This window comes from Streptomyces sp. NBC_01210, from assembly GCF_036010325.1.
Classification (GTDB): Bacteria; Actinomycetota; Actinomycetes; order Streptomycetales; family Streptomycetaceae; genus Streptomyces.
The window spans coordinates 4,439,244-4,465,953 of record NZ_CP108549.1; the positions used below are offsets into that span (position 1 = coordinate 4,439,244).

24 protein-coding genes are annotated in these 26,710 nt (G+C 65.5%); 11 read left to right on the forward strand and 13 right to left on the reverse strand.

The window, feature by feature from the left end; translation table 11 throughout:
* The first annotated feature begins 52 nt into the window (after nucleotides 1-52).
* From OG735_RS20005 to OG735_RS20025, 5 genes are all read left to right on the forward strand, one after another.
* Nucleotides 53-250 carry a hypothetical protein gene (locus OG735_RS20005; protein ID WP_327328388.1) on the forward strand — a complete coding sequence of 66 codons (198 nt, stop codon included), beginning with the start codon at nucleotides 53-55 and terminating at the stop codon, nucleotides 248-250.
* A gap of 30 nt (nucleotides 251-280) precedes the next feature.
* Nucleotides 281-1,687 carry a DUF2252 domain-containing protein gene (locus tag OG735_RS20010; protein WP_327324555.1) on the forward strand — a complete coding sequence of 469 codons (1,407 nt, stop codon included), beginning with the start codon at nucleotides 281-283 and terminating at the stop codon, nucleotides 1,685-1,687.
* A 173-nt stretch (nucleotides 1,688-1,860) separates the two neighbouring features.
* A complete protein-coding gene (locus OG735_RS20015) occupies nucleotides 1,861-2,271 on the forward strand; it encodes an SHOCT domain-containing protein (protein WP_327324556.1) in 411 nt (136 codons plus the stop codon).
* 166 nt (nucleotides 2,272-2,437) lie between these two features.
* Nucleotides 2,438-2,869: a DUF7144 family membrane protein gene (locus OG735_RS20020; RefSeq protein ID WP_327324557.1), complete on the forward strand. Its 432-nt coding sequence runs from the start codon at nucleotides 2,438-2,440 to the stop codon at nucleotides 2,867-2,869.
* 197 nt (nucleotides 2,870-3,066) lie between these two features.
* On the forward strand, nucleotides 3,067-3,252 hold the full coding sequence (locus tag OG735_RS20025) for a hypothetical protein (RefSeq protein ID WP_327324558.1): 186 nt from the start codon (nucleotides 3,067-3,069) through the stop codon (nucleotides 3,250-3,252).
* Nucleotides 3,253-4,102: 850 nt separating this feature from the next.
* Here OG735_RS20025 and OG735_RS20030 read toward each other — a convergent pair.
* Nucleotides 4,103-4,324, reverse strand: coding sequence for a hypothetical protein (locus tag OG735_RS20030; protein ID WP_327324559.1), 222 nt, complete (start codon nucleotides 4,322-4,324; stop codon nucleotides 4,103-4,105).
* 456 nt (nucleotides 4,325-4,780) lie between these two features.
* On the opposite strand from OG735_RS20030, the gene aspS reads away from it, so the two are divergent.
* On the forward strand, nucleotides 4,781-6,097 hold the full coding sequence (aspS, locus tag OG735_RS20035; RefSeq protein WP_327324560.1) for an aspartate--tRNA(Asn) ligase: 1,317 nt from the start codon (nucleotides 4,781-4,783) through the stop codon (nucleotides 6,095-6,097).
* Nucleotides 6,098-6,157: 60 nt separating this feature from the next.
* Here the strand turns inward: aspS and OG735_RS20040 are convergent, their stop codons facing one another.
* The 6 genes from OG735_RS20040 to OG735_RS20065 form a co-directional block, all read right to left on the reverse strand.
* On the reverse strand, nucleotides 6,158-6,940 hold the full coding sequence (locus tag OG735_RS20040) for a hypothetical protein (protein ID WP_327324561.1): 783 nt from the start codon (nucleotides 6,938-6,940) through the stop codon (nucleotides 6,158-6,160).
* Between the two features lie 384 nt (nucleotides 6,941-7,324).
* On the reverse strand, nucleotides 7,325-7,831 hold the full coding sequence (locus OG735_RS20045) for a radical SAM protein (RefSeq protein ID WP_327324562.1): 507 nt from the start codon (nucleotides 7,829-7,831) through the stop codon (nucleotides 7,325-7,327).
* Nucleotides 7,828-9,129: a radical SAM protein gene (locus OG735_RS20050; protein WP_327324563.1), complete on the reverse strand. Its 1,302-nt coding sequence runs from the start codon at nucleotides 9,127-9,129 to the stop codon at nucleotides 7,828-7,830. The genes OG735_RS20045 and OG735_RS20050 overlap by 4 nt, the downstream gene beginning before the upstream one ends.
* A 4-nt stretch (nucleotides 9,130-9,133) precedes the next feature.
* Nucleotides 9,134-9,493: a hypothetical protein gene (locus OG735_RS20055; RefSeq protein ID WP_327324564.1), complete on the reverse strand. Its 360-nt coding sequence runs from the start codon at nucleotides 9,491-9,493 to the stop codon at nucleotides 9,134-9,136.
* A gap of 169 nt (nucleotides 9,494-9,662) precedes the next feature.
* The gene (locus OG735_RS20060; protein ID WP_327324565.1) at nucleotides 9,663-9,935 is read right to left on the reverse strand and encodes a hypothetical protein; all 273 of its coding nucleotides are present in this window, start codon (nucleotides 9,933-9,935) and stop codon (nucleotides 9,663-9,665) included.
* Nucleotides 9,932-10,147, reverse strand: a complete 216-nt coding sequence (locus OG735_RS20065) for a hypothetical protein (RefSeq protein ID WP_327324566.1) — start codon at nucleotides 10,145-10,147, stop codon at nucleotides 9,932-9,934. Before OG735_RS20065 ends, OG735_RS20060 begins: the two co-directional genes overlap by 4 nt.
* A 237-nt stretch (nucleotides 10,148-10,384) precedes the next feature.
* Between OG735_RS20065 and OG735_RS20070 the strand changes: the two genes are divergently transcribed.
* Entirely contained in the window at nucleotides 10,385-11,707 is a 1,323-nt protein-coding gene (locus OG735_RS20070) for a DNA-binding protein (protein ID WP_327324567.1), read from the forward strand.
* A gap of 16 nt (nucleotides 11,708-11,723) precedes the next feature.
* Here the strand turns inward: OG735_RS20070 and OG735_RS20075 are convergent, their stop codons facing one another.
* On the reverse strand, nucleotides 11,724-12,734 hold the full coding sequence (locus OG735_RS20075; RefSeq protein ID WP_327328389.1) for an NAD-dependent epimerase/dehydratase family protein: 1,011 nt from the start codon (nucleotides 12,732-12,734) through the stop codon (nucleotides 11,724-11,726).
* A 172-nt stretch (nucleotides 12,735-12,906) separates the two neighbouring features.
* Here OG735_RS20075 and serS point away from each other — a divergent pair, with 172 nt between their 5' ends.
* Nucleotides 12,907-14,199 carry a serine--tRNA ligase gene (serS, locus tag OG735_RS20080; protein WP_327324568.1) on the forward strand — a complete coding sequence of 431 codons (1,293 nt, stop codon included), beginning with the start codon at nucleotides 12,907-12,909 and terminating at the stop codon, nucleotides 14,197-14,199.
* 1,976 nt (nucleotides 14,200-16,175) lie between these two features.
* Here serS and OG735_RS20085 read toward each other — a convergent pair.
* A complete protein-coding gene (locus OG735_RS20085) occupies nucleotides 16,176-17,777 on the reverse strand; it encodes a restriction endonuclease (RefSeq protein WP_327324569.1) in 1,602 nt (533 codons plus the stop codon).
* Between the two features lie 618 nt (nucleotides 17,778-18,395).
* Here OG735_RS20085 and OG735_RS20090 point away from each other — a divergent pair.
* A complete protein-coding gene (locus OG735_RS20090) occupies nucleotides 18,396-18,728 on the forward strand; it encodes a hypothetical protein (protein ID WP_327324570.1) in 333 nt (110 codons plus the stop codon).
* Nucleotides 18,729-18,783: 55 nt separating this feature from the next.
* Nucleotides 18,784-19,281 (forward strand): hypothetical protein, encoded by a 498-nt coding sequence (locus OG735_RS20095; protein WP_327324571.1) that lies wholly within the window; start codon nucleotides 18,784-18,786, stop codon nucleotides 19,279-19,281.
* Nucleotides 19,282-19,824: 543 nt separating this feature from the next.
* Here OG735_RS20095 and OG735_RS20100 read toward each other — a convergent pair.
* The gene (locus OG735_RS20100; RefSeq protein ID WP_327324572.1) at nucleotides 19,825-21,021 is read right to left on the reverse strand and encodes a hypothetical protein; all 1,197 of its coding nucleotides are present in this window, start codon (nucleotides 21,019-21,021) and stop codon (nucleotides 19,825-19,827) included.
* Nucleotides 21,018-21,869: a trypsin-like peptidase domain-containing protein gene (locus tag OG735_RS20105; RefSeq protein WP_327324573.1), complete on the reverse strand. Its 852-nt coding sequence runs from the start codon at nucleotides 21,867-21,869 to the stop codon at nucleotides 21,018-21,020. The genes OG735_RS20100 and OG735_RS20105 overlap by 4 nt, the downstream gene beginning before the upstream one ends.
* A 471-nt stretch (nucleotides 21,870-22,340) precedes the next feature.
* On the opposite strand from OG735_RS20105, the gene OG735_RS20110 reads away from it, so the two are divergent.
* Nucleotides 22,341-23,483 (forward strand): IS4 family transposase, encoded by a 1,143-nt coding sequence (locus tag OG735_RS20110; protein ID WP_327324574.1) that lies wholly within the window; start codon nucleotides 22,341-22,343, stop codon nucleotides 23,481-23,483.
* A 47-nt stretch (nucleotides 23,484-23,530) separates the two neighbouring features.
* Here OG735_RS20110 and OG735_RS20115 read toward each other — a convergent pair whose 3' ends face one another.
* Both OG735_RS20115 and OG735_RS20120 read right to left on the reverse strand, forming a co-directional pair.
* Nucleotides 23,531-23,839, reverse strand: coding sequence for a hypothetical protein (locus OG735_RS20115; RefSeq protein WP_327324575.1), 309 nt, complete (start codon nucleotides 23,837-23,839; stop codon nucleotides 23,531-23,533).
* An 812-nt stretch (nucleotides 23,840-24,651) separates the two neighbouring features.
* Nucleotides 24,652-26,538, reverse strand: a complete 1,887-nt coding sequence (locus OG735_RS20120; RefSeq protein WP_327324576.1) for an ATP-dependent nuclease — start codon at nucleotides 26,536-26,538, stop codon at nucleotides 24,652-24,654.
* Between the last annotated feature and the right edge of the window lie 172 nt (nucleotides 26,539-26,710).

Consider the following 26,710-nt stretch of genomic DNA (forward strand, 5'->3'; position numbering starts at 1 on the left):
TGCAAGGAGACGATTCCCCAGGAGCATCCAGGATCATTGGGAAGTGCGGGCCATGCGTTACGAGTTCCGCGTCACCGGCCTCCTGTCCACGCCGGTTGCAGAGGCCTTCCCCGAGTTGGCGGAAGTGCCCGCCCCACAGCAGACACTCCTCTTCGGCCCCGTCACCGACGAGGCGCATCTGTACGGGCTCCTCATGCGCTTCCAGGACTTGGGCCTGCACGTGGTCGAGATGCGCCGGCTGCCGGACTGACCCGGTCCGAAGAGGCGAGGAGGCCTCGCGATGAGTGCGACGACCCCGGACGTACATCTGACCCCGTACGAGCGGGCCGCTCGCGGCAAGGCAGCCCGCGACCGGATGCCACGCACCAGCCATGCCCTGTTCGAACCGCCGGCGAACCGGACCGACCCTGTCGAGATCATCGAACGCCAGTCCGCCGCTCGCGTGCCGGAGCTCGTACCCATCCGGTACGGCCGGATGCTGGAATCACCCTTCCGGTTCTACCGGGGCGCGGCCGCGATCATGGCCTCCGACCTGGGCGCCGCGCCCCACACCGGGATCGTCGCACAGCTCTGCGGAGACGCCCATCTGCTGAACTTCCGGCTGCTCGCCTCCGCCGAACGGCATCTGGTCTTCGACATCAACGACTTCGACGAAACCCTGCCCGGCCCGTGGGAATGGGACGTCAAACGGCTTGCGGCGAGCCTGGTGATCGCCGGTCGCGAGAACGGCTTCTCGCGGAAACAGCGCAGAGCCGTCGTACGGGGCGCCGTCGGCGCGTACCGGGACGCGATGCGCGGCTTCGCCCGGATGACCAACCTCGATGTCTGGTACACCCAGGCCGATGCCAACCAGCTCCGTGACCTCCTGCCGGAGCGGCTGGGCAAGGGCGCCCGCGACAGGGTGTCCCACGCGCTGTCCGCCGCACGCACCCGCGACACCCAGCAGGCGTACAGGAAACTCACGAAGGTCGTCGACGGCGAACGGCGGATCGCGGCCGACCCGCCGCTGATCGTCCCGCTGAGCGACCTGCTCCCCCACGTCGCGCGCCATGAGCTCGAGCAGCAGATCCGTCTGCTCATCAAGGGATACAGCCGCAGCCTCCCGTCCGACCGACGTCATCTGCTGGAACAGTTCCGGCTGGCCGACATCGCCCGCAAAGTGGTCGGTGTCGGCAGCGTGGGCACCCGCTGCTGGGTGCTCCTCCTGCTCGGCACGGACGACGAGGACCCGCTGCTGCTGCAGGCCAAGGAAGCCGACCAGTCCGTACTCGCCCCGTATGCCGGTGCCGGCGAGTACGAGCACCAGGGGCAGCGCGTCGTATCCGGGCAGCGACTCATGCAGGCGGCCGGTGACATCTTCCTCGGCTGGGGGCAGGCCACGGGCATCGACAGCGGGCAGCGCGACTTCTACGTCCGCCAGCTGCGCGACTGGAAGGGCATCGCAGTACCGCACCTCATGCCCCCGGACCAGCTCGAATACTTCGGCAGCCTGTGCGGCACCACACTGGCCCGCGCCCACGCCCGCTCCGGCGACCGGATCGCCATTGCCGCCTACCTCGGCAACAACGACAGCTTCGACCGGGCGCTCGCGGAGTTCGCCGAGCTCTACGCCGATCAGAACGAGCGCGACCACCAGGCCCTCACCGACGCCGCGCGCTCTGGACGAATCACTGCTGAGACTCTCTGACCCGATGGCGACCGGTGGGCGACCGGGTGGCGGCCCGATGGCGACCGGTGGGCGACCGGGTGGCGGCCGATCACACACGATTCACCCGTGACGGGTGAGGGCTCGCGCCGGGAAACGAGGAGGCTGGAAGGGAGCGGACCTGGAGTCCGACTGTGAGTGGCAGGAGGAGAGCTATGGATGGAGATCTGGTCCTGGCGTACGACTATCCCGTGCTGGGCGCCTTCTGGACCGTGATGTGGATCTTCCTCTGGGTCATGTGGCTGATGCTGCTCTTCCGGATCATCATCGACATCTTCCGTGACCACGAGATGAGTGGATGGGCGAAGACGGGATGGCTGATCTTCGTCCTCATCATCCCCTTCCTGGGTGTCCTGGTGTACGTGATCGCCCGCGGCAGGGACATGGGCAAGCGCGAACTCGAACATGCGCAGGCGCAGCGATCTGCCATGGACTCCTACATCCGTGAAACAGCCGGCGGTGCCGGCAGCGGGGTGGACCAGCTGGCCAAACTGTCCGAGCTCAAGGCCAAGGGCGACATTTCCGAGGCGGAGTTCGAGCGGGCCAAGGAAAAGCTCCTGCACTGAACCCGTGTACCGCTCTCGGTGTCGTGAGGTTCCCGGCAGGTCTGCCTGTCGGCAGCGGAGGTGGTGAAGAACCGGGTCGGACGCGAAACGGCCGACCCGCCGAAATCCGAAGCCGCCGCACCGGCAGGTGCGGGAACGGAGAACAACAGGGAGTAGAGGAATCACCATGTCGCAGACAACTCATCCACGGTCGACCCACGATCGCTCCGAGGCATCCCTGGCGGCTGCCGGCGGGCTCGTGGTGTTCGCCGCAGTAATGCTGATCATCGGCGGTATCCTCGACGTCTTCCGAGGCATCATGGCCATCGCCAACGACGACATCTTCGTCTCAACACCGCGCTATGTCTTCAGGTTCGATGTGACCGGGTGGGGCTGGCTCCATCTGATCCTCGGAGTCGTGGCCATCCTCGTGGGCGTCAGCCTGTTCAAGGCCCCGCTCTGGGCGCGGATCATCGGCATCGTAATCGCGGCACTGCTCATCATCACCAACTTCCTGTCCCTGCCGTACTACCCCTTCTGGTCGGTCATCGCGATCGCTCTGTACGCGTTCATCATCTGGGCGCTGTGCGTGGTGCGGCCGGACGAAATGACGGGGTGACGGCGCGTCCGGCGGCACATGCGGGGGTGCCGATGGTCAGGCCGCGTACCGGTCGCGTACGGCAAGGCGCACGAGGTCCGCTCCTGGGAAGGCGCGGACCTCGTGCGCTGCTCCGGCTGCGGGCGGTTGGTACCCGCCGCACAGCCACTGACAGAGGCACCGGTGACACACAACTCACCGACCGGGATCATGAGTTCATGCCACCACTCTGGATATCCTTCACGTCCGAAAAATCCAATGGCGACGTAACGCTCGGCGAGCTCGAGGCCTTCGTCAAAGCAGCTCTGGAGGCGGGAGCGCCAGCAACTCAGCCGGTCGTGATCGAGCGGGAGAACCCCCGCAAGACGTTGAAGTGGGTCGGCGTGGTGAAACCCGGCAAGTAGGGCCTGACGCAGGGCGCCCGATCCGATCACAACCTGCTGTCCTCGGGAGCCCTCGACCTGAAGCGCCGCCAATACCCGTGACGCGGGAAGGCCCCCACCGCTTCGGCAGTGGGGGCCTCATAACTTCCGGTACCAGAAGTCCCCTCTCCACAAGAGCCGGACCATCCGAGTCGAAGTGGTTGCTCTTCAGGACCGTGGTGTCGCGGCCCATTGGACGCTGCGGCCCAAGTTCTCACGACGCAGTGGATCGTAGATGTCGTCTCGGTCACTCACGCGAACGTCAATTCTCCCGGTACTGGCGCTATTCGGTTCCTGCCGGCAGACGACCTGGGCGATGGCCGGAAGAAGCAGACTCGCTCGAAGTGGCATGAAGTCCATCGAGGCGTACCCGCAGGCGATGCGCTTCCAACTCATCCTGACGGCCCCGACCCACTGCGCGAAAAGGTGATTCTCCACCTAGCCACGCACGCCGTGCGCCCAGCGCACGCCGCTGGCGTGCCACCAACGGCAGACTCTCTCGACTCGGACGACGTCGTCGCCGGGCCTGCTTGAGGTGTGCCGCAAGGCTGATGTACGGCCGACTAAAGCGTATTGCCGCTGAGCACGCGCAGAACACTTGACGCATCATTGGATGACGATGCCCCGCCGGTGCCGTCCGGGCGGGACATCCCCTGAGGGAGTCAGCCATCCGCCAGTGTGGTGGTCTCCGCCGAAAGGGGGCCGGAGATGAGATGGGGCGCGCAGTCGGGGCAGTCGTACACGGTGACGCCAGGTCCGCTCGTCCGCTCGATGTGGCGCACCGCGATAGGGGCGACGGATATCCGCTCGCACCGGCAACAGGAAGCGGCCGTCATGCCCCCACCGCCACTCGGATCGTGCGGCCGTCAGGGCGTATCTGTCTGCCGTGGATCACGGTTGGGCGCACGTCGATGCCGCGCAGCGCCATATCCAACGCCAGGCGGCGTTCAGCCTGAGCCCGACGTTCTGGGTCGTCCGGACGCTTGCGTGGCGAGGTGGTGACGTAGGGACGCACGGGGTTGATCGTGTCCGCAAAAGGCTGCCCGTCCGCCACCTCGCGGGCATAGGGGCTCTTGTGCTCCGGTAACGGCCGCCTGGGCCGCGAGAACAGAGAAGGCTCCGGCTTCGCGAGGCGTGTGACGTGTCCTCCTCGCTCTCATCGGCAGGGCGCTGTTTCGGTCACCTCCTGCGCCATCGCCGTGATTCCGTTGCGAGAGACTTGCAGGATCCCTATTCTCGTGGGCAACGCGTAGACGGAGACGAGTAACCACGGATCACGCGAGCAGAGAGAGCCGCCGGCAGCTGGGAAGGCGGACTCGCACCCCATGGTAAAGACCCTCCCGAGCGCGGGGAGAAACGGCCTTCAGGCCCAATGCCCCGCCGGTTTGCCCCCGTCATCGGGCTGAATGAGGCCGCCGCTGTCTGGCGGTGGCAAAGGCGTGGTGGCACCGCGAGTACCCTTCTCGCCCACGCCCCCAAGGGATCATGACGACGCCCCTGGAGGGCTGCGATGATCCACACCACTAGCCGCGTACTGGCTTCTGGCTTACGCGCACACCTCGACCAGACCGTCACGGTCTCCGGTTGGGTGAACGCGCTCCGGCTGCAGCGCAAGATGCAGTTCGTCATCCTGCGGGACCACTCCGGCATGGTCCAGGTGACCCACAAGCGCGACGGCGGCCCACTTGAAGCCGTCCTCGAGTCGCTTACCCCCGAGTCCTCCGTCCGGATCACCGGCCGTGTCGTAGAGGCTGCCCAGGTCAAGCTGGGCGGCCTGGAGCTTGTCCCCGAGACGGTCGAGGTGCTGAACCGGGCGGAGACGCCCCTGCCGATCGACGAGCACACCGGCCCCGAGCACCGGCTTGACTGGCGCTTCCTCGACGTACGCAAGCGGGCCAGCGCGCAGCTGGTGTTCACCGCGCAGACAACCCTGGAGCAGGGGCTGCGCGAGTACGCCATGCAGCACGGCTGCACTGAGATGCACACGCCGAAGCTGATGGGTACCGCCTCGGAGTCCGGCGCGGAGGTGTTCAAGCTCGGGTATTTCGACCGGTCGGCCTACCTCGCGCAGTCGCCCCAGTTCTACAAGCAGATGGCCGTGGCGGCCGGCATCGACCGGGTCTTCGAGATCGGTCCCGTCTTCCGGGCCGAGCCGTCGTTCACCTCACGCCACTCGACCGAGTTCACCGGCGTGGACGTCGAGCTGTCGTGGATCAATGACGTTGAGGACGTTATGGCCTTCGAGGAGCAGATGCTCGCCCACGCCATCGCGAAGGTCGCTGAGGTACACGGTGACACGATCCAGGAGATCTTCGGCGTCGAGGTCGTCGTGCCGGAGGCCCCGTTCCCCAGGATCACGATGGCCGAGGCGCAGGAGATCCTGCGGGCCGGAGGCTGGGACCCGGAAGGGCTCAAGGAAGACCTGGACCCGGAAGGCGAGCGCGCCATCGCCGCTCACATGAAGAAGCTCACGGGTCACGAGTTCGTGTTCATCACGCACTACCCGGCCAGCATCCGGCCCTTCTACCACATGCGTCCGGCGGACCGGCCGGACCTGACACTCAGCTTCGACCTGCTCTGGAAGGGCCTGGAGATCACCACCGGAGCCCAGCGTGAGCACCGCTCCGACGTGCTGCTCAAGCAGGCCGAGGAGAAGAGCATGAACACCGAGCCGATGCAGGACTACATGAACATCTTCCGGTTCGGGTGCCCGCCCCACGGCGGCCTCGGCGCTGGCCTGGGCCGGATCCTGATGGTCATGCTCGGCCTGGACTCGATCCGCGAGGCCGCGTTCCTGTTCCGGGGGCCGAACCGCCTCACCCCCTGAGCCAGAACACGCGCTGCTGCCCCACCGCCGACCTGGCGGTGGGGCAAGCAGGCTGGTAGCTCAGTATCGGGTGTGAGCCAGGTCGAGGGTCCACGCCTCAGCAGGGTGCTTGTCCCAGTGGTCGCGCAGAGCCAACTCACGGTCGGTGTACCGGCCACGGCGGCACAGACCGCCGTGGGCGAGGGTGACGCTGAGCGCGAGCGGCGATTCGGTGGTGACCCAATGCGGCGTAAGAGCGTGGCTCCACAGCTGGTCACCTGACTGCATCATCACCGACTGCCGGGCCGCCTCGTCGTGCGACGGAGGATCCTCGCCAGTGGTCTCACCGAGGACCGCGGCTTCCGGTGACAGGTACTTGTCGGGGTTGTGATAGCTGTGGAAGGTCTTGACCCCTTGGACCTGCCACACCAGACCGTGCGAGTTGTCGTTGTGGTAGGTCGAGGCAGCTCCTTCGCTGGAGAGGAACAGGATGGGTGCGCACCGCTGCCAGGTGAATCCTTGCGCCGATAGGTAGGTGCGCCAGGGGACCATGACCTCTTCCTGAAAGCCGTTCAGCAGCTCGCCGTAGAACCGGGCGAGGTTGAAGTGCACCAGGCGGAACGGCCACGTGGCGATCTCCTCGACCGGGGCTGTCCGGAATGTGGCGGTGCGGTCCATGCGCACCTTCCAGTCGTCGTCTCCGAGGATCGTGAACCGTACTTCGTCGTCCCGGCGGATGCGGTCGAGGATGTCGATCGCCGGCAGGAATAGGTAGTCGAACGGGACCTGCATGCGGAAGTTGGGCGGCTTCCTCCAGTGGGTGTTGAAGTCGTCGGGATCGGTGACGGAGACCGGCGGTTGCATGGGGACCCCCAGGTCAGGCCGTCGCGCAGTCGCGCGACGCGGGGCGGCAGATGGCAGCGCAGTCGGGTACGACGCGGTCCGTGGCCGGCGCGTCGAGGAAGGCTCTGATCTCGGTACGTGGGGCGTGGACACTGATCTCGGATGGGCCGTATGGGCAGTGCCGCACCCCACCGTCAGTCGACACGTAGAGGGTTGCCGACCGACAAGGGTGGCTCTCTTCCTCGGACAGCTGTAGCTGCCGCAGGTCGTCGAGGTAGGACCGGTACCCGTTGGACAGGCGGAAGTACTGACCGAGTGCCGCCGTATCGCGCGTCCGCTGCATCAGGGAGTCCTGGACCGATCGACTGTCCCTGCGTAGAGCACCTTCGGAGAGGAGGACTGGGCTCAGCTGGACATCGATCCCCTTTCCCATACGAGGTTGGCGAGCTGCGCAGCTTCCTCGTTATCCACATCCCAGTAGGTCAGGTGCAGGACTTTCGAGGCGGTGTCGACGGCGTCCAGCGTCGCAACAGCCGAGGCCGCAGTCCGAGTAGTGCGGCCGAGTGCCATTGCGCCCTGCGAGTCTGCGGAGACAGTCACGTTGGTCAGAAGGCGGCCCACCTCCGCGAGGGCGGTGACCTCAACCTCCAAACGGGCCGAGGTCACCATGGACACCGTCATGCCGAACTGGAGGGCAAGGCGGACGAGCTGCCGGAGCTCCGGGTGGTGGGTCGGCTCACCACCGGTCAGGCACACGCCTTCCACCCCGGCCTCCTTCAGCCGCGACAGGGCACGCGCATACGTGGCGGTGGTCAGGAAGCCCCGAGCGCGGTCGGCCCGGAAGCAGAAGCTGCACGCGACCGCGCAGTGGCCCGCTGTCGAGACCAGGGCCATGCGAACGGGGGCTGTCATTGCACCCCCGTGTTGTCCCACACCGCGATTGCCACGGTGCTGGTGTAGAAGGCGCACATCTGCGGGTCGGGGGTACCCCCGCCGATGAGCGCCTGTTCGTTGCGGGACGGGCCGCCGCAGATGGCTAGCGCCGGGCAGTCGCCGCACTCGGGGATCGGCGCGACCTTCTTCGTCGCCCTTGTGAGGAGGCTGGGGTCCGACCGCAGCTCGTCGATTGTGTGGAGGAACGAGGGCTCGGTGAAGTTGATGTCGCACACGCTGACCCGGTTGCCAGGCAGCAGGGCCGCGTTCAGGCTGCGGTCGCCCTGCATGTGGTCGAACAGCATCGGCCGGCGGGTGTCGAGGGCCTGGAAAGCCCGGTCGAGGACGGAGAAGAGCATCCCGCCCTTCCCGAGTGCGGTCAGGCGGGCCTCGTAGAGCTCCCGCGCCAGGTCAGAGCCGTTCACCCGCCACTCACCCCCGGTGGGGATGGGCATGTTGACGTAGATGAACTTGAGGCCGAGATCGTCGATGATCCACTGCACGCTCTCGGCCAGGCGCCCGATGTTCGACGCTGTCGGGGTGAGGTTGCAGCCGACGTGCAGGCTCTTCGCCTCGACTAAGCGCCGGACGTTTCGGCGAATGCGTTCGTCCGCAGGCTGCCCGCCGAGGAGCAGCCGGTTCGCCGAGTTGATCCCAGGAGGGCCGTCGATGGAGATGCCCACCCCGTACTCGCGCTGTACGAAGTGGTCGAGAGCCTCGTCCGTCAGCCGGGCGCCGTTGGTGACGACCGTGCGCCGGACCCGCGCTACGCCGTAGCGGGCCGCAAGGATGTCGGCGAGTTCGTCGCCGTACTCCATGAGGTCGAAGCGGATGGTCGGCTCGCCGCCGAACCACTGGATCGAGACCTCCTCCTGCCCCGCGTTCTGCTCGAACAGGAACTCCAGGCCGGCGGCGAGCTCCTGCTCCGTCATGTCCGGCTTGCCGCTGTTGGTGTCGACGAAGCAGTACGTGCAGGCCATGTTGCAGCGGTCTGTGAGCACCACCCGGAGGCCGCTGATCCGGCGCGGCGCCGGGTCGATACCCAGGGTGTGGAGGCGGTGGTGGAGTGCTTCACGGCGGTCGACCGGCGGGCCGTCCTGGGTGAAGCCGAGCCCGGCGAGGGCTAAGTGTGTCGCGGTCGGGGGGACCCCGGCGAGGTCAGTGACCTCGCCGGAGTCGAGAAGCACGCTCTCCAGCGTGACCGGGTCGAGGAGGACAGCCTCCCCGTCCCGGTCGTACTGGAAGTATTTCCCCCACAGCAGCTGGGGAGTGGCCACTGGGTCAGGCCGCCGTTTCCTCTTCGGCGATGCCCAGCTCGGCCATGACGGCGCGGACCTGCTCCTCGGCGTCGGCCTGGAGTCGGGCGGAGGCCGCGGGGGAACCGCCGTCGGAGAGGACGATCACACCCGGGAGCGTCGGGTTCGGCGCGATGACCGTGAGACCAGCCGGCTCGGTGGTGATAACCATGACGGCGCCCTCCAGGTTTACCCAGTCGGTGGGGTCCTTCAGCGCCTCGAGGATGCGGTCCTGCTTCTCGTGGAAGGAGGCACGCTCCCCCATCCACACGCCCGCCTTGGACTTGGAGTCCACGACATCCGCGTAGATCAGGTGGTTCTGCTTCTCTCGCCTGGGCTTCGGCATAACTGATCTCCTTGATGGAAGGGTGACTGCCCGAGGTGGGCCGTTCTGATCCGCTCTGCTAGCCGCGGTCCGGTGCCGTACGCACCTCGCCGGCTTGGTGCGCGGCGCCCTGGGGCGCCGTTCCCCACCCGCTGTCAACCGATTGGCCGGCAACGGGCGGGAAGCCTGTTCAGCTGTGCGAGCCGCTGTCCGGTGCCAGCGGGGAGATCGGGCATAGGGGCTGGAGGGTGTCCGGTTCGGCGGTCCATTCCCGACCCGAGTCGTCCATCGGGCGCATGTGCGCCACCTTCCTGACCGGCCTGCCGGTGAGTTTCGATACGTAGATCAGGACTGCGCCCACGGTTCCGCGACGTCCGCTGGCGGCGTGTGCGACGTTCTGGCCGAGAAGCCGGTGCCCGGTGTCCTCCGTGACCCAGAGGTTCGCCTCCGTGGTCGCGCTCATTGGGCACCACCGAGGCCGAGGCAGGCGTCGAACTGGGCGGAGCTCCATGTGGAGGGGTCTCCGTGCCGGCCACGGAACGCCTCGGCGGCCCTGGGGAGACCGCGGCGCTCCGACGGGATGCCGACGTCCGTCTCCAAGTACGGGGCCAAGGCGGCCTCGTAGTGCGTGCTGGTCGCGCCGGGGGTTCGTCGGGGAAGCCGGAGGCTGCTCACGGTTCCGCTCCCTTTCGCTCGGGTTGTCGAGGTGGCGTAAGAGTCCCTCTGGTGCGGGAGTCACGACCACGACGCGGGCGGTGTCATCTGGTGCTCGCCAGGGTGACCGGGGTGTCATGGATGTGGCGTCGCGATGCCATCTGCACGGATTTCATTGCGCAGTAGGGGTGTTGGCCGGTAGGCAACAAAGAGGGGCGGGGCGATGCAGCCCGTCTCCTGACCTTGAGGGAGCGACCGATGGGCGATCCGGCGACGCTGCTGCGCGTGTTAGTCCAGCAACGGCATTGGCGTTACAGGGACTTCGTCACGGCGTTCGAGCGCGCGGCCTCGCAGGCCGGCGTGCAGGGCCTGTCGGTGTCGGAGGCACAGTTCCGGCGGTGGACGTCGGGCCGGATCAAAACCATGCCGGGGCCAGACACGTGCCGGGTGCTGGAGCAGCTCTTCGACGTGGAGGCCGCGGCACTGTTCGGGCCACCGCCCGCGCTGCCGACCTCGGCATCGGCCACTCCCACTCCGTACAACCTCGAAAGTGAAATCGCCATGACCGCACGTGACGCCGCTGATGAGGCGGGCGCTGCCGCCGCGCAGTCCATATCCGACACGACCATCGACCAGCTCCGTGACGACGCCCTGTCCCTCGCCCGCTCATACGGCGCCGTGAGCGCCTTCGACGTGTTCCGGCGGGCGAAGGTCCTGCGCTCGGAGGCGGAGCACCAACGGGGACTCACCAAGGTGCCCGTGCAGCAGCAGGACCTGCTGATCGTGGCGGGGCAGGCGTGCGCGCTGCTGTCGACCGCCGCCTTCGACCTCGGCGCCCTGGACGACTCGGCACGCCTCGCCCGGTCGGCGGTCCTGTACGGGGAGATGGCTCGGTTCGATCCGCTACGGGCCTACGCCACCGGGTCCTTGGCAATCTGCGCGTATTTCACGGGCCGCCCTTCGGAGGCCGTACGGCATGCGCGGACTGCGCTGGCCTACGCCGGTCTAGGCGACACGGCCAGGCGGCGGCTGTTGTCCATCGAGGCCCGCGCTCACGGGCACCTCGGGGACCGGGAGCGGGCCACCCGGGCGCTGGTCGCGTCCACGCGACAGGACAGAGGCGAGCGGGATGCCCTGCACGACGACGTCGGCGGTGAGTTCGCCTTCAACGAGGAGCGGCTGCTGATGTCCAACGGCACAACCGCCCTGCTCGCCGGCGACGGAGCGGGGGCGGAGGTGACGGCGCAGCGGGCGCTGGATCTGGTCGCGTCCCGGCCGCCGGCTCGGCAGTCGGCATCGGTACGGGGCAAGGCTGCGGCCGACCTCGCTGCGGCGCAGGTGCTTCGGGGCGACCTGGACGCGGCGGCGGTGACACTGGAAACCGTGTGGGTGATCCCGGCGGAACAGCGCGTGGCGGGACTGTTGGAGCGCACCGGCGGTTTGCGGCGGGCTCTGACGGCCCCTGCGTTCAGGGGGACGCGGGTGGCCGTCACGCTCGGCGAACAGATCGAGGAATTCGGGCGCCTCTCGGCGCCGAGGCAGCTGGGTACTGGAAGCGGGCTCCTTGCCATCGAGCCCTGACCCTGACCCCTTGTGCCTACGAGTGGCCGAGGGCGGCGAGGATCTGGGCTTCCTTGCCCGGGTCCACGCCATGCTCGGTCCACCTCGGATGTTCGACCGGTCGGCCGTCTGCCTGCATCCACGCCCAGGTGTCGGTAATGGTGTCGGCAAGCGGACGGCAGCGGAGCCCGGCAGCCACGGCACGGGAGGCGTCAACGGACCACACCCCGGAGTGGGTGCGCCACAGCGGAAGCTCCGTCCACTGCTTCACACCATGCGCGGTGAGTGCCGCCGCATCGGCCCACACTGGGCTGCCGGTGCTACGGGTGACGGCCAGGCACTCGGCGATGAAGTCGGCCCAGCTGATGCCCTCGGGGTGGGCGATGTTGAACGCCTGGCCGGGGCCATCGGTGCCGGAGGCCTGATCGACGGCGAAGGCGGCGACGTCCCGTACGTCCACGGGCTGGACCATCTGGGCGGCCGGCGCCGGGACGACGATCGGGCCGCCGCGCTGGGCACGGGTGAGCCACCAGGGGAGGCGGCCGACGTACTCGCCAGGCCCCAAGATCACTCCGGGCCGCAGGAACACCACTTCGTCCCCGAACACGGATCGCACGGCGGCCTCTCCGCCCGCCTTCTGGAACCCGTACTTCGTCGGGCTGCCGTCGGCGCCGGTGCGCCCGAACGTGTCGTCGGCGTCTGGCGGGCACACCAGCAGCGGGGAATCCTCGGTGAGCGGTTGGTGGGGCCACCCCTGATAGACGGACACCGTCGAGACGTGCACCCACCGGGCGGCGGCCGGGCGCAGGACGTCGGCGGCGAGAAGCACGTCACGGGGGGGGAACTCGCTGCTGGATGTGTCGACCACGGCATCCCACGGTCCCTGTGAGGCTAGCCGCTTCAGGTCGTCGGGGTTGGTCCGGTCACCCCGGACCGTGTCGGCGCCCTCGACCGCACCGGAGCGGCCCCTGTTGAACGTCGTTACCTCCCACCCGCGTCGAAGTGCATCGTCAACGATCGCCCGACCAAGGAACCAGGTGCCACCCATCACCAAAATCCGCATGAGGGCGACCCTGCCACGAACCGCAATGTGGCACTATCCCGCCTCTGATTTTGCGCGGCTGAGCCTGACGGCATTTCCGATCAACGGGGGCCCGACCGTTGCTACCGTCGATTCGGTATCCCCAACCCCACTCGCTGGATAAAAAAGGATCTTCCTCATGCATGACGCCCGCGCCCTGATTGAAATGGGTGCCGAAGCAGTTCGTCGGCTCGCTCGTCGCGGTTACTCCCTGGACCTGCCCCGGCTGGAAGACCTCCAGTCCCGGCGCAACCAGAGCATCCGCTCAGCCGACGAGCTGCGGGCGGAGGCCAAGCGGGTGGCGAGCGAGGTCCAGCAGACAACCAAGCAGGGCGGCGACATCTCCAAGCTGAAGGAGCGCGCCCGCGAGCTGAAGGACCAGATCCGGGACATCGACGCCGAGCAGGAGCAGGTACAGGAGGAGCTGCGCGATCTGCTCCTGACCATCCCGAACCTGCCGGACGACGCGGCCCCGGACGGCGACTCCGAGGAGTTCGCAGTCGAGATCCGGCGCGTCGGCACCCCGCCGGCCTTCTCCTTCGAGCCGAAAGACCACGTTGACCTCGGCGAGAGCACCGGCATCCTCGACTTCGCCCGTGCCACGAAGCTGTCGGGCCCCCGGTTCGTCGTCTCCCGCGGGGCGGGAGCAACCCTCGAGCGTGCCCTGGCGACACTGTTCCTCGACATCCACACCCGTCGGCACGGGTACGTCGAGCACGCGGTTCCGTACCTGGTCAGCCGCAAGACGATGACCGGCACCGGACAGCTGCCGAAGTTCGAGGAGGACCTGTTCAAGACCGGCGTAGCCGACCGTGAGCTGTTCCTCATCCCGACGGCCGAGGTACCGCTGACCAACCTCTACGCCGACGAGATCATCCCGCCGGCCGACCTGCCGCTGGCCCTGACCGCGCACACGCCGTGCTTCCGGTCCGAGGCAGGCTCGTACGGTCGCGACACCCGGGGCCTGATCCGCCAGCACCAGTTCGCCAAAGTCGAGATCGTCCAGATGGTCGACCCGGCGAACGCGGACGCCACACTGGAAACGATGGTCGGCCATGCCGAGGCGTGCCTGAAGGAGCTCGGCCTCGCGTACCGCGTCGTCAAGCTGGCCGCCGGTGACACAGGCTTCTCCGCCCAGCTCACCTACGACATCGAGGTCTGGATCCCGAGCCAGAACACATACCGCGAGATCTCCTCGATCTCGAACTTCAGCACCTTCCAGGCCCGCCGCGCGAACATCCGCACCCGCGGCGAGGACGGCAAGCCCAAGCTCGTCGCCACCCTCAACGGCTCCGGCCTCCCCATCGGCCGCACCCTGGCCGCGCTCCTCGAACAGAGCCAGCAGCAGGACGGTTCCCTCGTCCTTCCAGACACCCTCTTCCCGTACCTCGGCTTCCGCCGGATCACGGCGGACGGAACGCCAGAGGCATAGTGCCCGGGTGAGCCGACCGCCTTGGCTGCGGATGCCAGCACGGGGCCGAGGGCCTTGATGACCGGGCCGAGAAGGAGACGCTTCGGCACTCCACGATCACGCTGACGTCGGACACGTACACGAGCCTGCTCCCGGAGATCGACCGCGAGGTGTCCGAGAAGGCCGCGGGGCTCGTTCCCAGGGCCCGAGCCAAGGCAGTTGGCGAAACCTCCGGGCTCACCTCGGGCTCACCTGCGACGGGAAACACGAAAGCGCCCCGACCGGTGAAGCCCAGTCTGAGCGCTGAAGTGCAGGTCAACCGAGGTTTCCCCGGTGACCTGGACGGTAGGCCGTGTGGGACTCGAACCCACAACCAACGGATTAAAAGTCCCGGCAGGGTCCTGCCGGGACTTCCGCCGTACACCCCTCTCGTCCAGAACGGCCTGTTCAGAGGGGTGCAGTTTGGTGTCCAATCCAGATCCGAGCGCGTCATCCCGGTACGTCCGCTCACGCATCGCTCACGCATCCAGAGCTCCGCCACCACCCCACCAACCCGCTTTCCAACTGTGGTGGTGGGGAGTTGGGGTGTGTGCGGGGGCGATTACCTGGGTTCATGGGCGGCTGCTCGCGGGTTCGGGGACGGCTGTGGGCCTCGCCTGAACGGCCGTGAACGGGCCTGAATGAGACGGAAAATGAGACGGGCTAGGACGAGCAGAGCGCGGCCGCCGGCCGAGCACCCGTCCCAGACACGCCATCGTCAGCCCGGCGGCGTCTACCTTGTTCCGATGGAGTGGTCCGCGCTTGCTAGCACCGTCATAGGTGGAATGATCGCTACTGCCGCAGGACTCCTGGCGGAGGGACGCCGGTGGAAGCGAGAGCACGGCAATCGGCGCGCCGAGCTACAGCGCACCTTGTACGGGAGCTACCTCGCAAGCCTCAGCCAAGTCAGGCACCGGCCAGTGCAAGGGCGATTCCCAATGCGACTGCCCAACCAAGGGAGAGCGGTGGTGGCGGGTGGGAGCTGCCACCACCGCTGACCTCCTAGCTCACTGCCTGTGGTTGTGTGTCCAGCGGATGAGTTCCTTTACAAGGTCCAACACGGCCCGCCGCCGCTCTGATGGCAGAAACGGAAATGTGAGCCACGCGGGGGCGGAGAGCAGTACGACGGACAGCACCGGCAGCACTCGCACCGAGGTGATAAGAATCAAACGCCAGTTGGGCATTTAGCTTAGACGGCCTTTTCGCTCAGGGGTCTCGATGGCAGTCCTTCAGTGGGCGATGCCTGTCACGTGGGCTTTCGCGCCACCGGCATATGACTACCGCGCCATCGAAGGATTTTTTTTATCTGGAGACCCCCGCCCGTGCCTGCAAACAGGCACGGAAAGGTGCCGCGGGGACGGACTGTAGCCCTGCCGCGTTATAAGTCATAGAAGCGGCAACTAGCACCGCAATCAAGGCCCGCCTTGATCGGACATAGGTCCCTGAGATATCAGTTCGATACTGTTTTTGCATGATCGCAACAACTTGCCGGGAGCCCTACCCGCGATTGGCGACGCCAGCACACAACTAATACTGCAACCGCACTCCTTGCGTCGCCGCAGGTCAGACTGGGGGCGGAGAGCCTCCCACCCTGACTGGGCGTCAGCGAGCGGTTTCAGTTGCAGCACCCGGCAGCCAGCGGACCCGCAGGTCAGCGTCGCGTAGAGCTGACGGCATGTCACGCTCAGAGGGGCGGCGCACTACGCTCGACCTGCGGCGATTCGTCGAGTGCGGTTGCAGTACTAAGGCGGAAGGCGCCGGCCCAGTCACGGTCCCGGCGTCTGCCGGAAGGTATGTCTTCTTGCCCTGGGTCTTGTCGGGGATCTTGGTGAGCTGCGTTTTCCCTGTTCAGAAGCGGTGTCCCTGAGCGCCTGGTGGTCGTCCTTGGCCACTGGTGAGTGGCCAAGGACGACCAGGGACGGCCCAGCTTCTCGGCATGAGAAGCCAGCAGGCCAGTCTCAGCGAGAGGGGCGCCTCTTCGGGGGAACCGGACCAGGAATCACATCCTTGCCGAGGTGTTCCTTGATCAGGTATTTGAGTTCCGGTCCTTCGATGAGCTGGAGCCGACCATGCTGGCGGGCAAAGTCGTGGCTGGCCCTGCCGAACCACGACGTGGTGATCAGGACCCCCTTGGCAGCACGCTTGTGCTCAACCACTCCGGCGAGCGCCTGTACGGACTCAACGCCCACGAGTTTGCTGTAGCGCTTCGCCTGGATGATGCACTCACCGTTGAATACGGGGTCCTTGCTGACAGCCACCGCATCAACGCCCTCGTCCTTCGACGCCTGAGTGTTCCAGGCCTCCATGCCGATCGCCTCAAACAGCTGGCGAATCAGATGCTCGAACTCGGTAGGCGTCAACTTCACCAGCACGGGCCTGCTGTCCAGGTCAGCCACGACATCCATGCTGTCCATCAGCCGGTACTTCGACAGGTCGAACTCGATGATGGGACGAATCGGTTCGAGATCGTAGGGGTTGGGAGACACCAGCGCGTTAAGTCCCCTGAGGCAGTGCGCTGGATCAACCTGACTGAGACGCAGCTTCCCGAACTGCTCCCTGCTGGCGCTGAGCGTCACCAGACAAGGTGAGACCTCCTGACCGGTGGCTCGGTCGATGGTCTTCACATGGCCGTTCAGGATCACGCCATTGACAACCCGGTCCAGATCGCTCGTCAGGACCTCGTGGACTGTCCTCAGAGCGACTTGTGCCAGGACGGAAGCGTAGATCTCCTTGCGTTCTTTCTCCGGACGAGGCAGCACGGTCGTCTCGTCTCGGTTCTTCACGTACCGATAGCCCCGCGCGGCAGGAACGATCCCCTCAGGAGGTAAGTGGATCTCAACAAGTACGTCACCGGTAGCAGGACGAAAGGCAATTCGATGTTCGTGCGGGAAGCCCACTGGGTACTCCGACGCGTTCAGAACTGCGCCAAGGTGAGCTTCGACCGCCGCGGGCTCCCCGGCCTTGTACGCCTCGCGTTCCTCGTCCAACTCCCCGTTGAAGGTCGCCACCTCGTCAAGGGCTTGCTCTTCGGACTGGCGGTGCTCTGCCCTCTTCCGCTCCAGCTTTGCCAGCCGCTTCTCCTCGGCTCGCCTGTGGCGCTCTTGTGCTTCGCCGAAACGCACACGCGCCTCGGCAACCTCAGCTTCATAGCGCTTCCTGCCAAGACCCAGGACAGCAGCCAGACCACCGGGCTCCGGCGGTGCGAACTCCTCCCAACGCGGGGAAGGTTCCGGACGAGACCAAGGACGCTCATCCAACACTTTCGGCGTGCGGGTCCTCCGCCGGCGCTCAAAGGTCATTGGCGGATCACCAACCAGCGCGTCACGGAGCAACTGTCCCAGCTGCTCGACCTCGTGCTCGACCCCGACCGTGCGCACGTGCGCCTGTTGGGCCTGCTGCTCCAGATAGGCGGCCTTTCGCTCACGTTCCTGCCGCTTACTCTCCGCCTCAGCTGCCTTGCGTTCCCGCTCAACCTGACGTGCCCGTTGCTCCTGGGCCCGCCGCAAAGCTTGCTGCTGCCGATGGTACTCGTAACCTCGGCCGCTGCCCCTCTGCGCCACCTGCTTGTCCCTCCCCTGGCTTGGCTCCCCCATAGAGCTGCATTCCCCTCTCACCTCGCGGAATCACTCGCACTGGAGACGTTGCCTTGTCGGGGCCCGCAGTGCACCACGCGCTCTTGCCCGGCAGTGAACTTGCTTCCCCGGCGAGCTAGCTGCGTCGCTCAACCCTGGAGGTGTAGCCCGTTCGAGCTGGCCAGGTGGGCAGTGGTCCGATGTGGGGGTCGTCCGTGCCTCAGCCGACGACCGGCCAGCTCACCGTGCCAGCATCAAGCCCTCAGCTTGGGAATCACCGGCAGTTCGATGCGCCGGGCAGCGTGGCCAGGCAGAACAGCGCACGGCGCTCTCCCACGCGTCCAAGAACTGAACCGCTGTTGACCGCAGTTCACCGCTCCATCTGGTGCCCTTCTGGTGCGAAGGCCGTGTGCGATCTGCCGTGCGTGGGTGGCCAGCGGCGACCTGGCCACGGGTACGAGGTGCCGACAGTGACCAGCACTGACTCCGTTCGAGTCACAGAAGCGTGAGTAGGGAGCTAGTCGGCAGCCTGCTGGGCGTGGCCAATTCACATCAATGCTTGCCAACCCCTGACCAAGCACCCCAAGAGCGGCCATGCTGTGCTGCATGGCAACGCCACGAGACCATCCCAGCCCGTACCTGACGCAGACGACTAGGCCGCGGATGTTCAGCCGGCCATGGCACCGGTACGCCTGGGCCGTCGTCCCGCTCCTCAGCATGTCGGTCCTCGCCTGCCTCCCCTTCGTCGTCGCCTGGTACCGGCGCGTTGTCGGGTGGCGGATCACGGCTGTGTACACCGTCCTGAGCGCGACCGTCCTCGGCTTCGCCATCGTGCAACCCCAGGTGAACGGATGGTTCGCAGCCGCTGTCTGGGCCTTCATCATCACGACAGTCGTGCACGTGCTGCTGCTTGACCCGAGGAAGCCGCAAGGCAAGTAGGCCGCCTTGCGCACCCAGTCACCATGATGCGAGCTCACGCATAACCAGGGGGACCATGAAATCCCGCATTGCCACCACCCCAACCAGCCTGGCACTCATCGCCCTTGCCCTAACCGCCTGCGGCAGCAGCACGCAGCCAGGTGCAGGAGACAAGCCGGCAGTCACGCCATCAACCCCAACCACCAAAGACCCCGCCCAAGAATTTCTCGACTGGGCGGACAAAGGCGGCTCGGCCACGCTCGACGCCATCGCCACCGACCTCGCAGCCGTCGACAAAGCCTCCGAACCCGTCGACCTCGCAGGTCTTCGGGAAAGCTGCTCCACGCTGACAGCCGACCTCGAAGTAGCCCAAAAGGCCGACCCCATGCCAGACCCGAAGACCGCGCAGCGCTGGCAGCTCGCGCTCGAGCACCTCACTGCCTCGGCCGCCGCCTGCACCGAAGGAGCCATCAGCGAGGATCAGGCGGCGTTTGACCTCATGGCATCAGAGATGGACATCGGCATCAAGCACCTCGCCGCCGTCAACAAGCACCTCGCGTCGCTCAACGGATGACGTCTCAGCTCGACTCGGCATGCCAAGGCCGCGCCTGGTACGCCTTCACCCGGCAGGTCTCACTGCCATGATCTCCGGCACACGGGCAACACCCCGACCGCAACCGGTGGCACAACCTCGCGCGGCCTCCCGTCACCATGAGGGCACCACACCGTGCGCACGGACCGCACGTCCCCTCGATGCGAACTATCGGCGGGGCGGTCGCTGAGGTCTGTTCGACTGTCCGGGTGGCTGCCTGCCGCCGGCAGGAGCCACCTGCGGGTAGAGATGTTGCAGTACTCCGCTGCTGTTACGGCAGCGGAGTGAGCACCGCTTTAGGAGCTCGATCAGGGTGCCCGTATGGAGCTCAGTTCCCTGTATCGGACTGTCGCTTTCGACTGTCCAGTGCTGCCAGCCCCGGACGGCGATTCCGCTAGCTGGTCGGTACTGCCACGGAGGCTGGACTGGGGACCCGAATTGAACTCGCGCCACCAGCTTGCGAATCACGAGGGGTGGGTTGGCATGCGCGCGGCCTGAGCCACAGATGCTTCAGTATTCGTACGTTTACTCGCCATGCGCCGGGTAGCTTCCCAGGAGGTGCAGAATCGCCTCTGGACGCGTTCCCATCGCTGAGGCAGCCATCAGTAGTGCATTCGCGCCAACAACTGTCAACCCGGTGATTACCGGCTCGACGCCGCCATCTTCTTGTATCAACGCATTGGCAATTCTATGGAATTCATTTGAAGCGCCATTCTCCCGCAGCCAAGCGCCAAGAACGGTTGTCCCCCGACCTAGACGCTGCTCGTAGTGGGCGCTAATTGTCCGTGGTTGAACTGATGTATTCCCCGGCACTGCCCGAAAGGGTGCTAGGACGTCACCCGCCGGATCGACGCGCATGACTTTCGTGAGTGAATCGATTGGAACGGGGGTAGGCGAGATGCCGCCATCTGGGGTGATACGCAACAGGAAAGAAGGGTCGCTAAATTCACGGAGACGCATAACGTACGGCTCGAAAACGCCAACTGCACGCACCGCCTCTCGGATATCAATACGTAGAATCGACTCCATTATGGATCCGAAGTAGGGCATGGCTTCGTGGATCAGAGGCAGCAACTCAAATTTATCCGGTAGGGCACGCAGATCTCTTGTGACAAGCGCTCCCCAATCGAAGTTGCTCAAGAGAGCATCTCGATCCAGGGTGAAGCATATTAGTTGAGTTAAGCCCTTTTCTCTTTCTTCTGGCTGAGGTTTGCGCAGCGAGACCTGACTGAGTGGCAATCCGCAGTGCGTCGTATAGTTGCGAAGTTTATAGAGGAATCTATATGCTCGACAGGAATCAAATGCTGCCGAGCAGGCCTCTTGGAACTCGGAGAGTTCTGGCGATTTCTTGCCGTACTCCCGCGCCAGCCACGTATTCTCGTGGTCAAGGAACAGTCGTGTTGCATTCAGCCAGTTGATCGAAGACTCTACAATGCCATTGGCAGCGTCGCGCGGCAAGACCGTTCGCAGCACTGCTGGAACGCGCCCGAATAGCTGAACGTAAAAGTCGGCGAGTCGGTCGAGTTGCTCGTAGTTCCTTTCCACGAGCGTATACATATCCCGCACGCCGAGCCGCAATAGGGGATTGAGGGCACCCTTGAGTGAGGTGTATTCATCGGCGGTTAGCGATACCTCAAACTTAAAGGACAGATTCTGATTGCCAGTTCTGGTTGCAGTGGCGATTCCGTAGGCTACCCCTCTCGTCGAGCTTGGCGGCATCATGGGCGATCCTGTCTTGAAGGAATCGAAGCGCCATTTAGGGAATTATCCCCAACCTGCCTTGCGGCGAGGATTTCCAAGACGGTTCTTATTTTCCAAACTCGACCGATATCGGATTCTCTATTGATGCGCCCCGAGTAGACTCCAAGCAGATTTCCAGCAGGCGCAGAAAGGAAGGCGGTCTTTCCGTCTTCCATCTCGGTGGCTCCTCCTGGGGAATAATTAATTACCGGAGAACCTGATTGCCCCTCTCGGGTTCGGGCATCAATCAAAAAACAGGGGAGCAGGTTGTAATCGATTTCCATGTCGGATGCAATCGCACCCTTCGTCCATATAGCCACGGAGCCGCCCGATGATTCCCCGAAAGGGAAGCCGACTATGTTGACCCAATCTGAGACTCCAGCTCGAAGTCTGGTCTGCATGAATTCTTCCTCGTAGGGAAGGATGTGTACTCCTGATGTGTTAGTGAGGGGCAGGGCGACTACGTCGACACGCCGGGCATATTCTGGGTGCTCGAACCATAGGGGGTATCCGTGTGTGTCGATGAGCGGCTCATCAAAGTCCGCCCAGCGCACGTGCGAAGAGGTTACCTCCGTTAGATGTCGAATGGTTAGAGTGTCCGGAGTGGCTCCCGACACGGCTATCGGCTGTCCATCGGTAGGATTGCGCCCGCTTGTCACGTGCCAGTTGGTGATGAGAAAGGGGTTCCCTTCGTGGACTACGGTGAATCCCGTTGCAGAGCCGAGGTGATGGCCATTTACCTTTGCGGAGAGGTAGAGGGATCTAATGGAGGGAGGGGCGAGAGCCATACCCTTTCCAATCGGATAGGGGGATTCTTGGGAGACCGCCATTGCGAGGTGCCTGACGTTTCCCCTACGCCGACGGGGCTGCCGGCACCGGTAACAGGAGGTGGCCTACTGCAATTTAGCTGCCCAAGGCCGTACATGTGGGTGTTTCTCGCCCAACAGTCGCAGAAGCGTTCAAGGTTGGCGGAGCGGGTTTGGTCGGTGTCCTGCCTGGTTTGGGGTTGTGCATGATCAGGGGGCCGTACGCTTGCCGGCTACTCGGGCAGGTTTCACCCCTGCCCGCAATGTGTCCGAGTGGCCCCCTGGTCTTGCTCGACGCGGGACCCGGATCGGGGAGGTGGGTAAAGCCCAAGACCGGGAAGTTAGGGCGGTCTTGCTGGTTGACGTGGGAACGGAGCCCGGCGCGAGCTGTGAGTGTCGAGGTCACGGTTCGAGGGGGCTCCGTTGTCTGTTCAGTGTGCCACTGCCGGCGTGGTTGGGGACCGGTCGCGGGTGTGGGAGCCCGGTCATTTAGGGGTGCTGACGCGGTGGGTGCCGCCGTCGCTGGTGGACGACGTCATCCGGGCGGCGGGCCGAAAGGAACGTCGGGTGCGGCTGCTGCCGGCCCGGGTGGCGGTCTACTTCGTGCTGGCCATGGCTCTGTTCACCGACTGTGGGTATCGCGGGGTGTGGGCGGCGCTGACGGCCGGGCTGCCCGGACCACCGGTCCCCGATCCGTCGACGGCAGCGTTGCGGCAGGCCAGGCGCCGACGGGGGACAGCACCGCTGGCCCTGCTCTTCGACCGGCTGCGCGGACCGCTCGGCACCACCGACACGAGGGGAGTGTTCTGGCGAGGGCTGCGGCTGGTGGCCTGGGACGGGACCTGTCTGGAGGTCGCCGACAGCCCCGCGAACCTCGCTCACTTCACCAGGCACGGCGTGCGCACCACGCGCCCGGCCGGGTACCCCCAGGTCAGGCTGACGGCCCTGATCGAATGCGGCACCCGGGCAGTGATCGACGCGGTCTTCGGACCGGTGCGGCACAAGGAACTACCGCAAGCCCACGACCTGCTGCCCGCCCTGGAGCCGGGCATGCTGCTGCCGGCCGACCGCGGCTACGACGGTTACCAGGCGATCCGGGGCGCCGCGGACACCGGCGCCGACCTGCTCTGGCGCGTAACGGCCGGACGTCTGCTGCCCGTCATCCACCCACTGCCGGACGGCACCCACCTGACCCTGATCTGCGACCGCCGCTCCGGCGACCGGCTCGCCCAGTGGCATCACCGCGGCCGCATCACCGCACAGCCCTCGAACCTGACCGCGATCACCATGCGCGTGATCAGCTACCAGATCACCGTCACCGCCGCGGACGGCACCACCCGCACCAGCACCATCCGCCTGGTCACCACCCTGCTGGACCCGAACAAGCACCTGGCGGCCGAGCTGGCCGCCCTCTACCACCAACGCTGGGAGATCGAGACCGCCTACTACGGACTGAAAGTCCCGGCAGGGCTCTGCCGGGACTTCCGTCGGGCACCACTTTGGTCCAGAAATGCCTGGTCAGAGACACGCATCTTGTTGTCCCGTCCAGGTCCGACCGCGTCATGCCAGCACGTCCGCTCACGCATCGCTCACGCAGAGGGCTGCCGCCCCGGGGAGCGAGTGCGGTGGGCAGATTGAGGTACACCTGCGCGGCTCCGCCCTGCAGCTGGTTCGGGCCACGCGAGTCACCGTTTCACCGGCGGCTTGGCGTACGGTCCGCCGCCCCGGGCTCCGTGCAGGAGGTGGAGGCCCACGTCCGCGGCACCGACCAGGGGGCCGTTGAGGCTGCCTTCGTCGAGGTTTGCGCACAGGCTGTGGACCGAGCGCAGAATCCCGGGAAGTACGGAGACATCGACGAGTGGTAGCTCGCGTCCCTGCACCTCGCGAAGCCGGGCGACGGGAATCCCGGGCCCGGCTTCGCTGGTGCCGCCGTGGTGGCCGGGCCGGGAGCAGGGGCTATATACGCTCCCACCTGCGATCAAGAACAAGATCATCAGTCACTCCGGAGGCGATGCCCACCGATGTCCCCAACTGCCTGAATACGCAAGGTCGCGGACGTAGGTGAATGAGACCGGAACTGAGACCAAGGACTGGCGACTCCGGCCCTTGCGGTGACTTGGTACTCGTGGCGCCAACGGACGCTCACTTTGAACCCACGGCCTCTTCATCCCGAATGAGGTTCGGTAAAGATCGACACCGACCTCTTTGCTGTTTTTCCTGGTCAGGGCGTTGGGATGCCGTCGTCTCGGAGGGGCTTGGGGAGCAGAGCGGCTCCCAGTTGGCTCCCCAGTAGCTTGGTCAGCTCCGCGCCAAATCCGCCGCAGAGCGCCGGTCTCCGCCTCCGCGCGCTCTCGCGAGTTCATGACGCTCCGCGGGTGATTCTGCGGCCGCCCAGGGCATGGGCGCTTGCCATGGCTCGGACCGTCCCACAGCGTGGTGTCAGCGACAAGACGATCTTCGGCTCGAAAGCCCCCAGCGCGTAGCAGCCGAAGGCGCTCGGGGAGGCATGGGGGATGCTTCGCCGGTATGGCCGTCGGCCGAGTGCTGATGTCAGTGGGTGGGGGAAGAATGAGTACACGTGAGGGAGGGACGATGTCCATACCGGGCAAGGACTCTGACCTGCTCTTCCCTGAACCCAGTGGATGTCGCTGGTGTGGAGTGAATGAGCGTGAACACATGCAACGGTGGAAGCTGCCGGTTGGGTGGCACAAGTGGGAGGCGCCAACGTTGGAGCAACGGAAGGAGCGAATGCTCGCCCGGCGGCGCCGTGCTGCCAGGCCCCCAGAAGCGGGCCCGGCAGAAGCTACTACTCGGCTAGCTTCCTGATCTGGGCGAACACTTTTCGGAGCTGCTCAGGTACCTGTTGGGCATCCTTCAGTGCCAGCGCGAACCGGTACATCATGTCCGGCTTCCCTCCGGGCCCTGAGTCACTGCCCATCTGCAGCATCTCTTCCACGGCCGCGCTGAACTTTTTCTCGCTCCTCAGCACCGCGAAGTCCGCCGAAGTCCAAATCCCTTCGTTCCTGGGCCATACGTCGTTTGCGACAGTTACCCAGAGATCGTCGCCGAACAACGCTTCGAGTTCGGGCACGTCATCGGCTCCGGCGTCATCGGTCTCGCCGATGAACGTCACATAGTCGGCGACATTCGGCCCGAAGTGCTCTCGGAGCTTCTGCTCCTTGAAGATGCTCTTGGGAAGCGATCGGCTGTCGGCGTCGACGACAAGCAGAAACGTGCGCTCATGCTTAATCAGGTAGCGGGCGAGGTGTAGGGCTCCCTCATTGTTGAAGCAAGCCCACAGAGCAACGCCGGCCGCCTGCAAAGAGAGTCCTTCGCACAGCCGGAAGAGCAGTGGGAAGGCTCGCTGCTCGGTGTCTCCCTCCACCGCCAGGAAACAACGCTCGTGCAGAAGAACGGAATTGCGAAGGCCAAGGCCCGCCGCGATCTTGCCGAGGTGCAGATCGATGGCCTCACCGAGCTCATCGGCACCGATTCGCTCGGCAACAGTGCGGTGGTTCTCTAACTTGAGGTGGACAACATCGGAGATGTCGACGCCGTCGATTAGGTTCATGGAGTGGGTGGCAACCATGACACTGACGTGGGGAATTGCGGCCTGGTTGCGAATCAGCCCCATGACCTTGCGTTGGTGGTGATAGTCGAGGTGCGTGTCCGGTTCGTCATAGACGACGATGGTCTGCACCGGCGGCGGCTCTGCCTCAGCATCCTGCTTTCCGTGCACCTCCAGGTCGCCTGTATCGCTCTCCTCTGCCGCCAGGAGTTCGCTGGTCCATTCCCATACAGCGAGTGAGACCCGACGGTTGCTGCCCAGGCCCGAACGGTCCAGACCGACCGACGCGCCCTTGACTCGGCTGATGCGCAGCGGAGCGCCGTTAAACCCACGTTGGAACGACACGTCGGGTTCGACGAACACCTCGGCTAGATCCGGACAGCGTTCCTTGATGTGATCGCAAAGAGACTTGGCGTCGATGCGTAGGCATTCTTTGACCTCGTCCTCGACGGCCTGCAGCTTGCCCTGTAGAGCGGCGTCGGCCATATGCGCCTGGAATTTTCCGCTGAGCGCCGTCTTGACCGCGTCGTCGGGCAGGGCTGCCTTCCCGTCGAAGACCAGGACCCGGGGCATACGCCGGTGCAACCCTGAAGGAACCGACAGCCAGCCCTGCGTCTGTGAGTGGCTGCGACCGTAGTCCCGCAGGCACTTCTCGAAGTCTGCCTTCTTGGGCTTCAGTGTGGCGGGCTTGATGCCGAACTCGGCAGCGAGCTCCTTCAGATCCGGCAGCAGGTACTGAGCAAGGTCCGTTAGCCGGTCATCGTCCGGGAGGGAACTCCAGACCTCCAACGATGGAGTCAGATCGGCGTCGACCTTGCGCCGTAGGCGCACCTGCGCGGGCAGGTCGAACTCCTGCTGCTCCCATTCGTCCAGCGTGAACTGTCCAATGACGACTGTCTCCGTGCAGCGCTCGAAGGTGCTCTCGCCGTCGGGATCCGCGCTACGAACGTAGCTGCGGTCGGCTTCGACCATGTTCTGGGCCCCGACCAGGAAGCTGAGGGCATCCAGCAAGGCGCTCTTACCGCCATCGTTGTGGCCAGCCAAGATGGTCGGCTTGCTTACCGGGATGTTGGAAACGTCTTGGAGCGACCGGAATCCGCTCACCGAAAACTTGTTCAGATACACCGCTGGTCGATCGCTCCACGCCCTCGTGCTGCCAACTCGCTGGCCGCAACGGCAGACGCTAGCGACACGTACAGCAGCACCAAGCGTCTCGGATGCACCATCCTAGAACTCCACGGCCCCTGGCGTGTGCCCCGATCCGATCCTGTTGACTGCCCAGGCGGAGCACAGCTCT

What these genes read in the sequence shown, in the direction of transcription:
- OG735_RS20005 (WP_327328388.1), top strand. Translation starts at nt 53, where the DNA reads ATGCGTTACGAGTTCCGCGTCACCGGCCTCCTGTCCACGCCGGTTGCA.
- OG735_RS20010 (WP_327324555.1), top strand. Translation starts at nt 281, where the DNA reads ATGAGTGCGACGACCCCGGACGTACATCTGACCCCGTACGAGCGGGCC.
- OG735_RS20015 (WP_327324556.1), top strand. Translation starts at nt 1,861, where the DNA reads ATGGATGGAGATCTGGTCCTGGCGTACGACTATCCCGTGCTGGGCGCC.
- OG735_RS20020 (WP_327324557.1), top strand. Translation starts at nt 2,438, where the DNA reads ATGTCGCAGACAACTCATCCACGGTCGACCCACGATCGCTCCGAGGCA.
- OG735_RS20025 (WP_327324558.1), top strand. Translation starts at nt 3,067, where the DNA reads ATGCCACCACTCTGGATATCCTTCACGTCCGAAAAATCCAATGGCGAC.
- aspS (WP_327324560.1), top strand. Translation starts at nt 4,781, where the DNA reads ATGATCCACACCACTAGCCGCGTACTGGCTTCTGGCTTACGCGCACAC.
- OG735_RS20040 (WP_327324561.1), bottom strand. Translation starts at nt 6,940, where the DNA reads ATGCAACCGCCGGTCTCCGTCACCGATCCCGACGACTTCAACACCCAC.
- OG735_RS20045 (WP_327324562.1), bottom strand. Translation starts at nt 7,831, where the DNA reads ATGACAGCCCCCGTTCGCATGGCCCTGGTCTCGACAGCGGGCCACTGC.
- OG735_RS20055 (WP_327324564.1), bottom strand. Translation starts at nt 9,493, where the DNA reads ATGCCGAAGCCCAGGCGAGAGAAGCAGAACCACCTGATCTACGCGGAT.
- OG735_RS20060 (WP_327324565.1), bottom strand. Translation starts at nt 9,935, where the DNA reads ATGAGCGCGACCACGGAGGCGAACCTCTGGGTCACGGAGGACACCGGG.
- OG735_RS20070 (WP_327324567.1), top strand. Translation starts at nt 10,385, where the DNA reads ATGGGCGATCCGGCGACGCTGCTGCGCGTGTTAGTCCAGCAACGGCAT.
- OG735_RS20075 (WP_327328389.1), bottom strand. Translation starts at nt 12,734, where the DNA reads ATGGGTGGCACCTGGTTCCTTGGTCGGGCGATCGTTGACGATGCACTT.
- serS (WP_327324568.1), top strand. Translation starts at nt 12,907, where the DNA reads ATGCATGACGCCCGCGCCCTGATTGAAATGGGTGCCGAAGCAGTTCGT.
- OG735_RS20090 (WP_327324570.1), top strand. Translation starts at nt 18,396, where the DNA reads ATGGCAACGCCACGAGACCATCCCAGCCCGTACCTGACGCAGACGACT.
- OG735_RS20095 (WP_327324571.1), top strand. Translation starts at nt 18,784, where the DNA reads ATGAAATCCCGCATTGCCACCACCCCAACCAGCCTGGCACTCATCGCC.
- OG735_RS20100 (WP_327324572.1), bottom strand. Translation starts at nt 21,021, where the DNA reads ATGATGCCGCCAAGCTCGACGAGAGGGGTAGCCTACGGAATCGCCACT.
- OG735_RS20105 (WP_327324573.1), bottom strand. Translation starts at nt 21,869, where the DNA reads ATGGCGGTCTCCCAAGAATCCCCCTATCCGATTGGAAAGGGTATGGCT.
- OG735_RS20115 (WP_327324575.1), bottom strand. Translation starts at nt 23,839, where the DNA reads ATGATCTTGTTCTTGATCGCAGGTGGGAGCGTATATAGCCCCTGCTCC.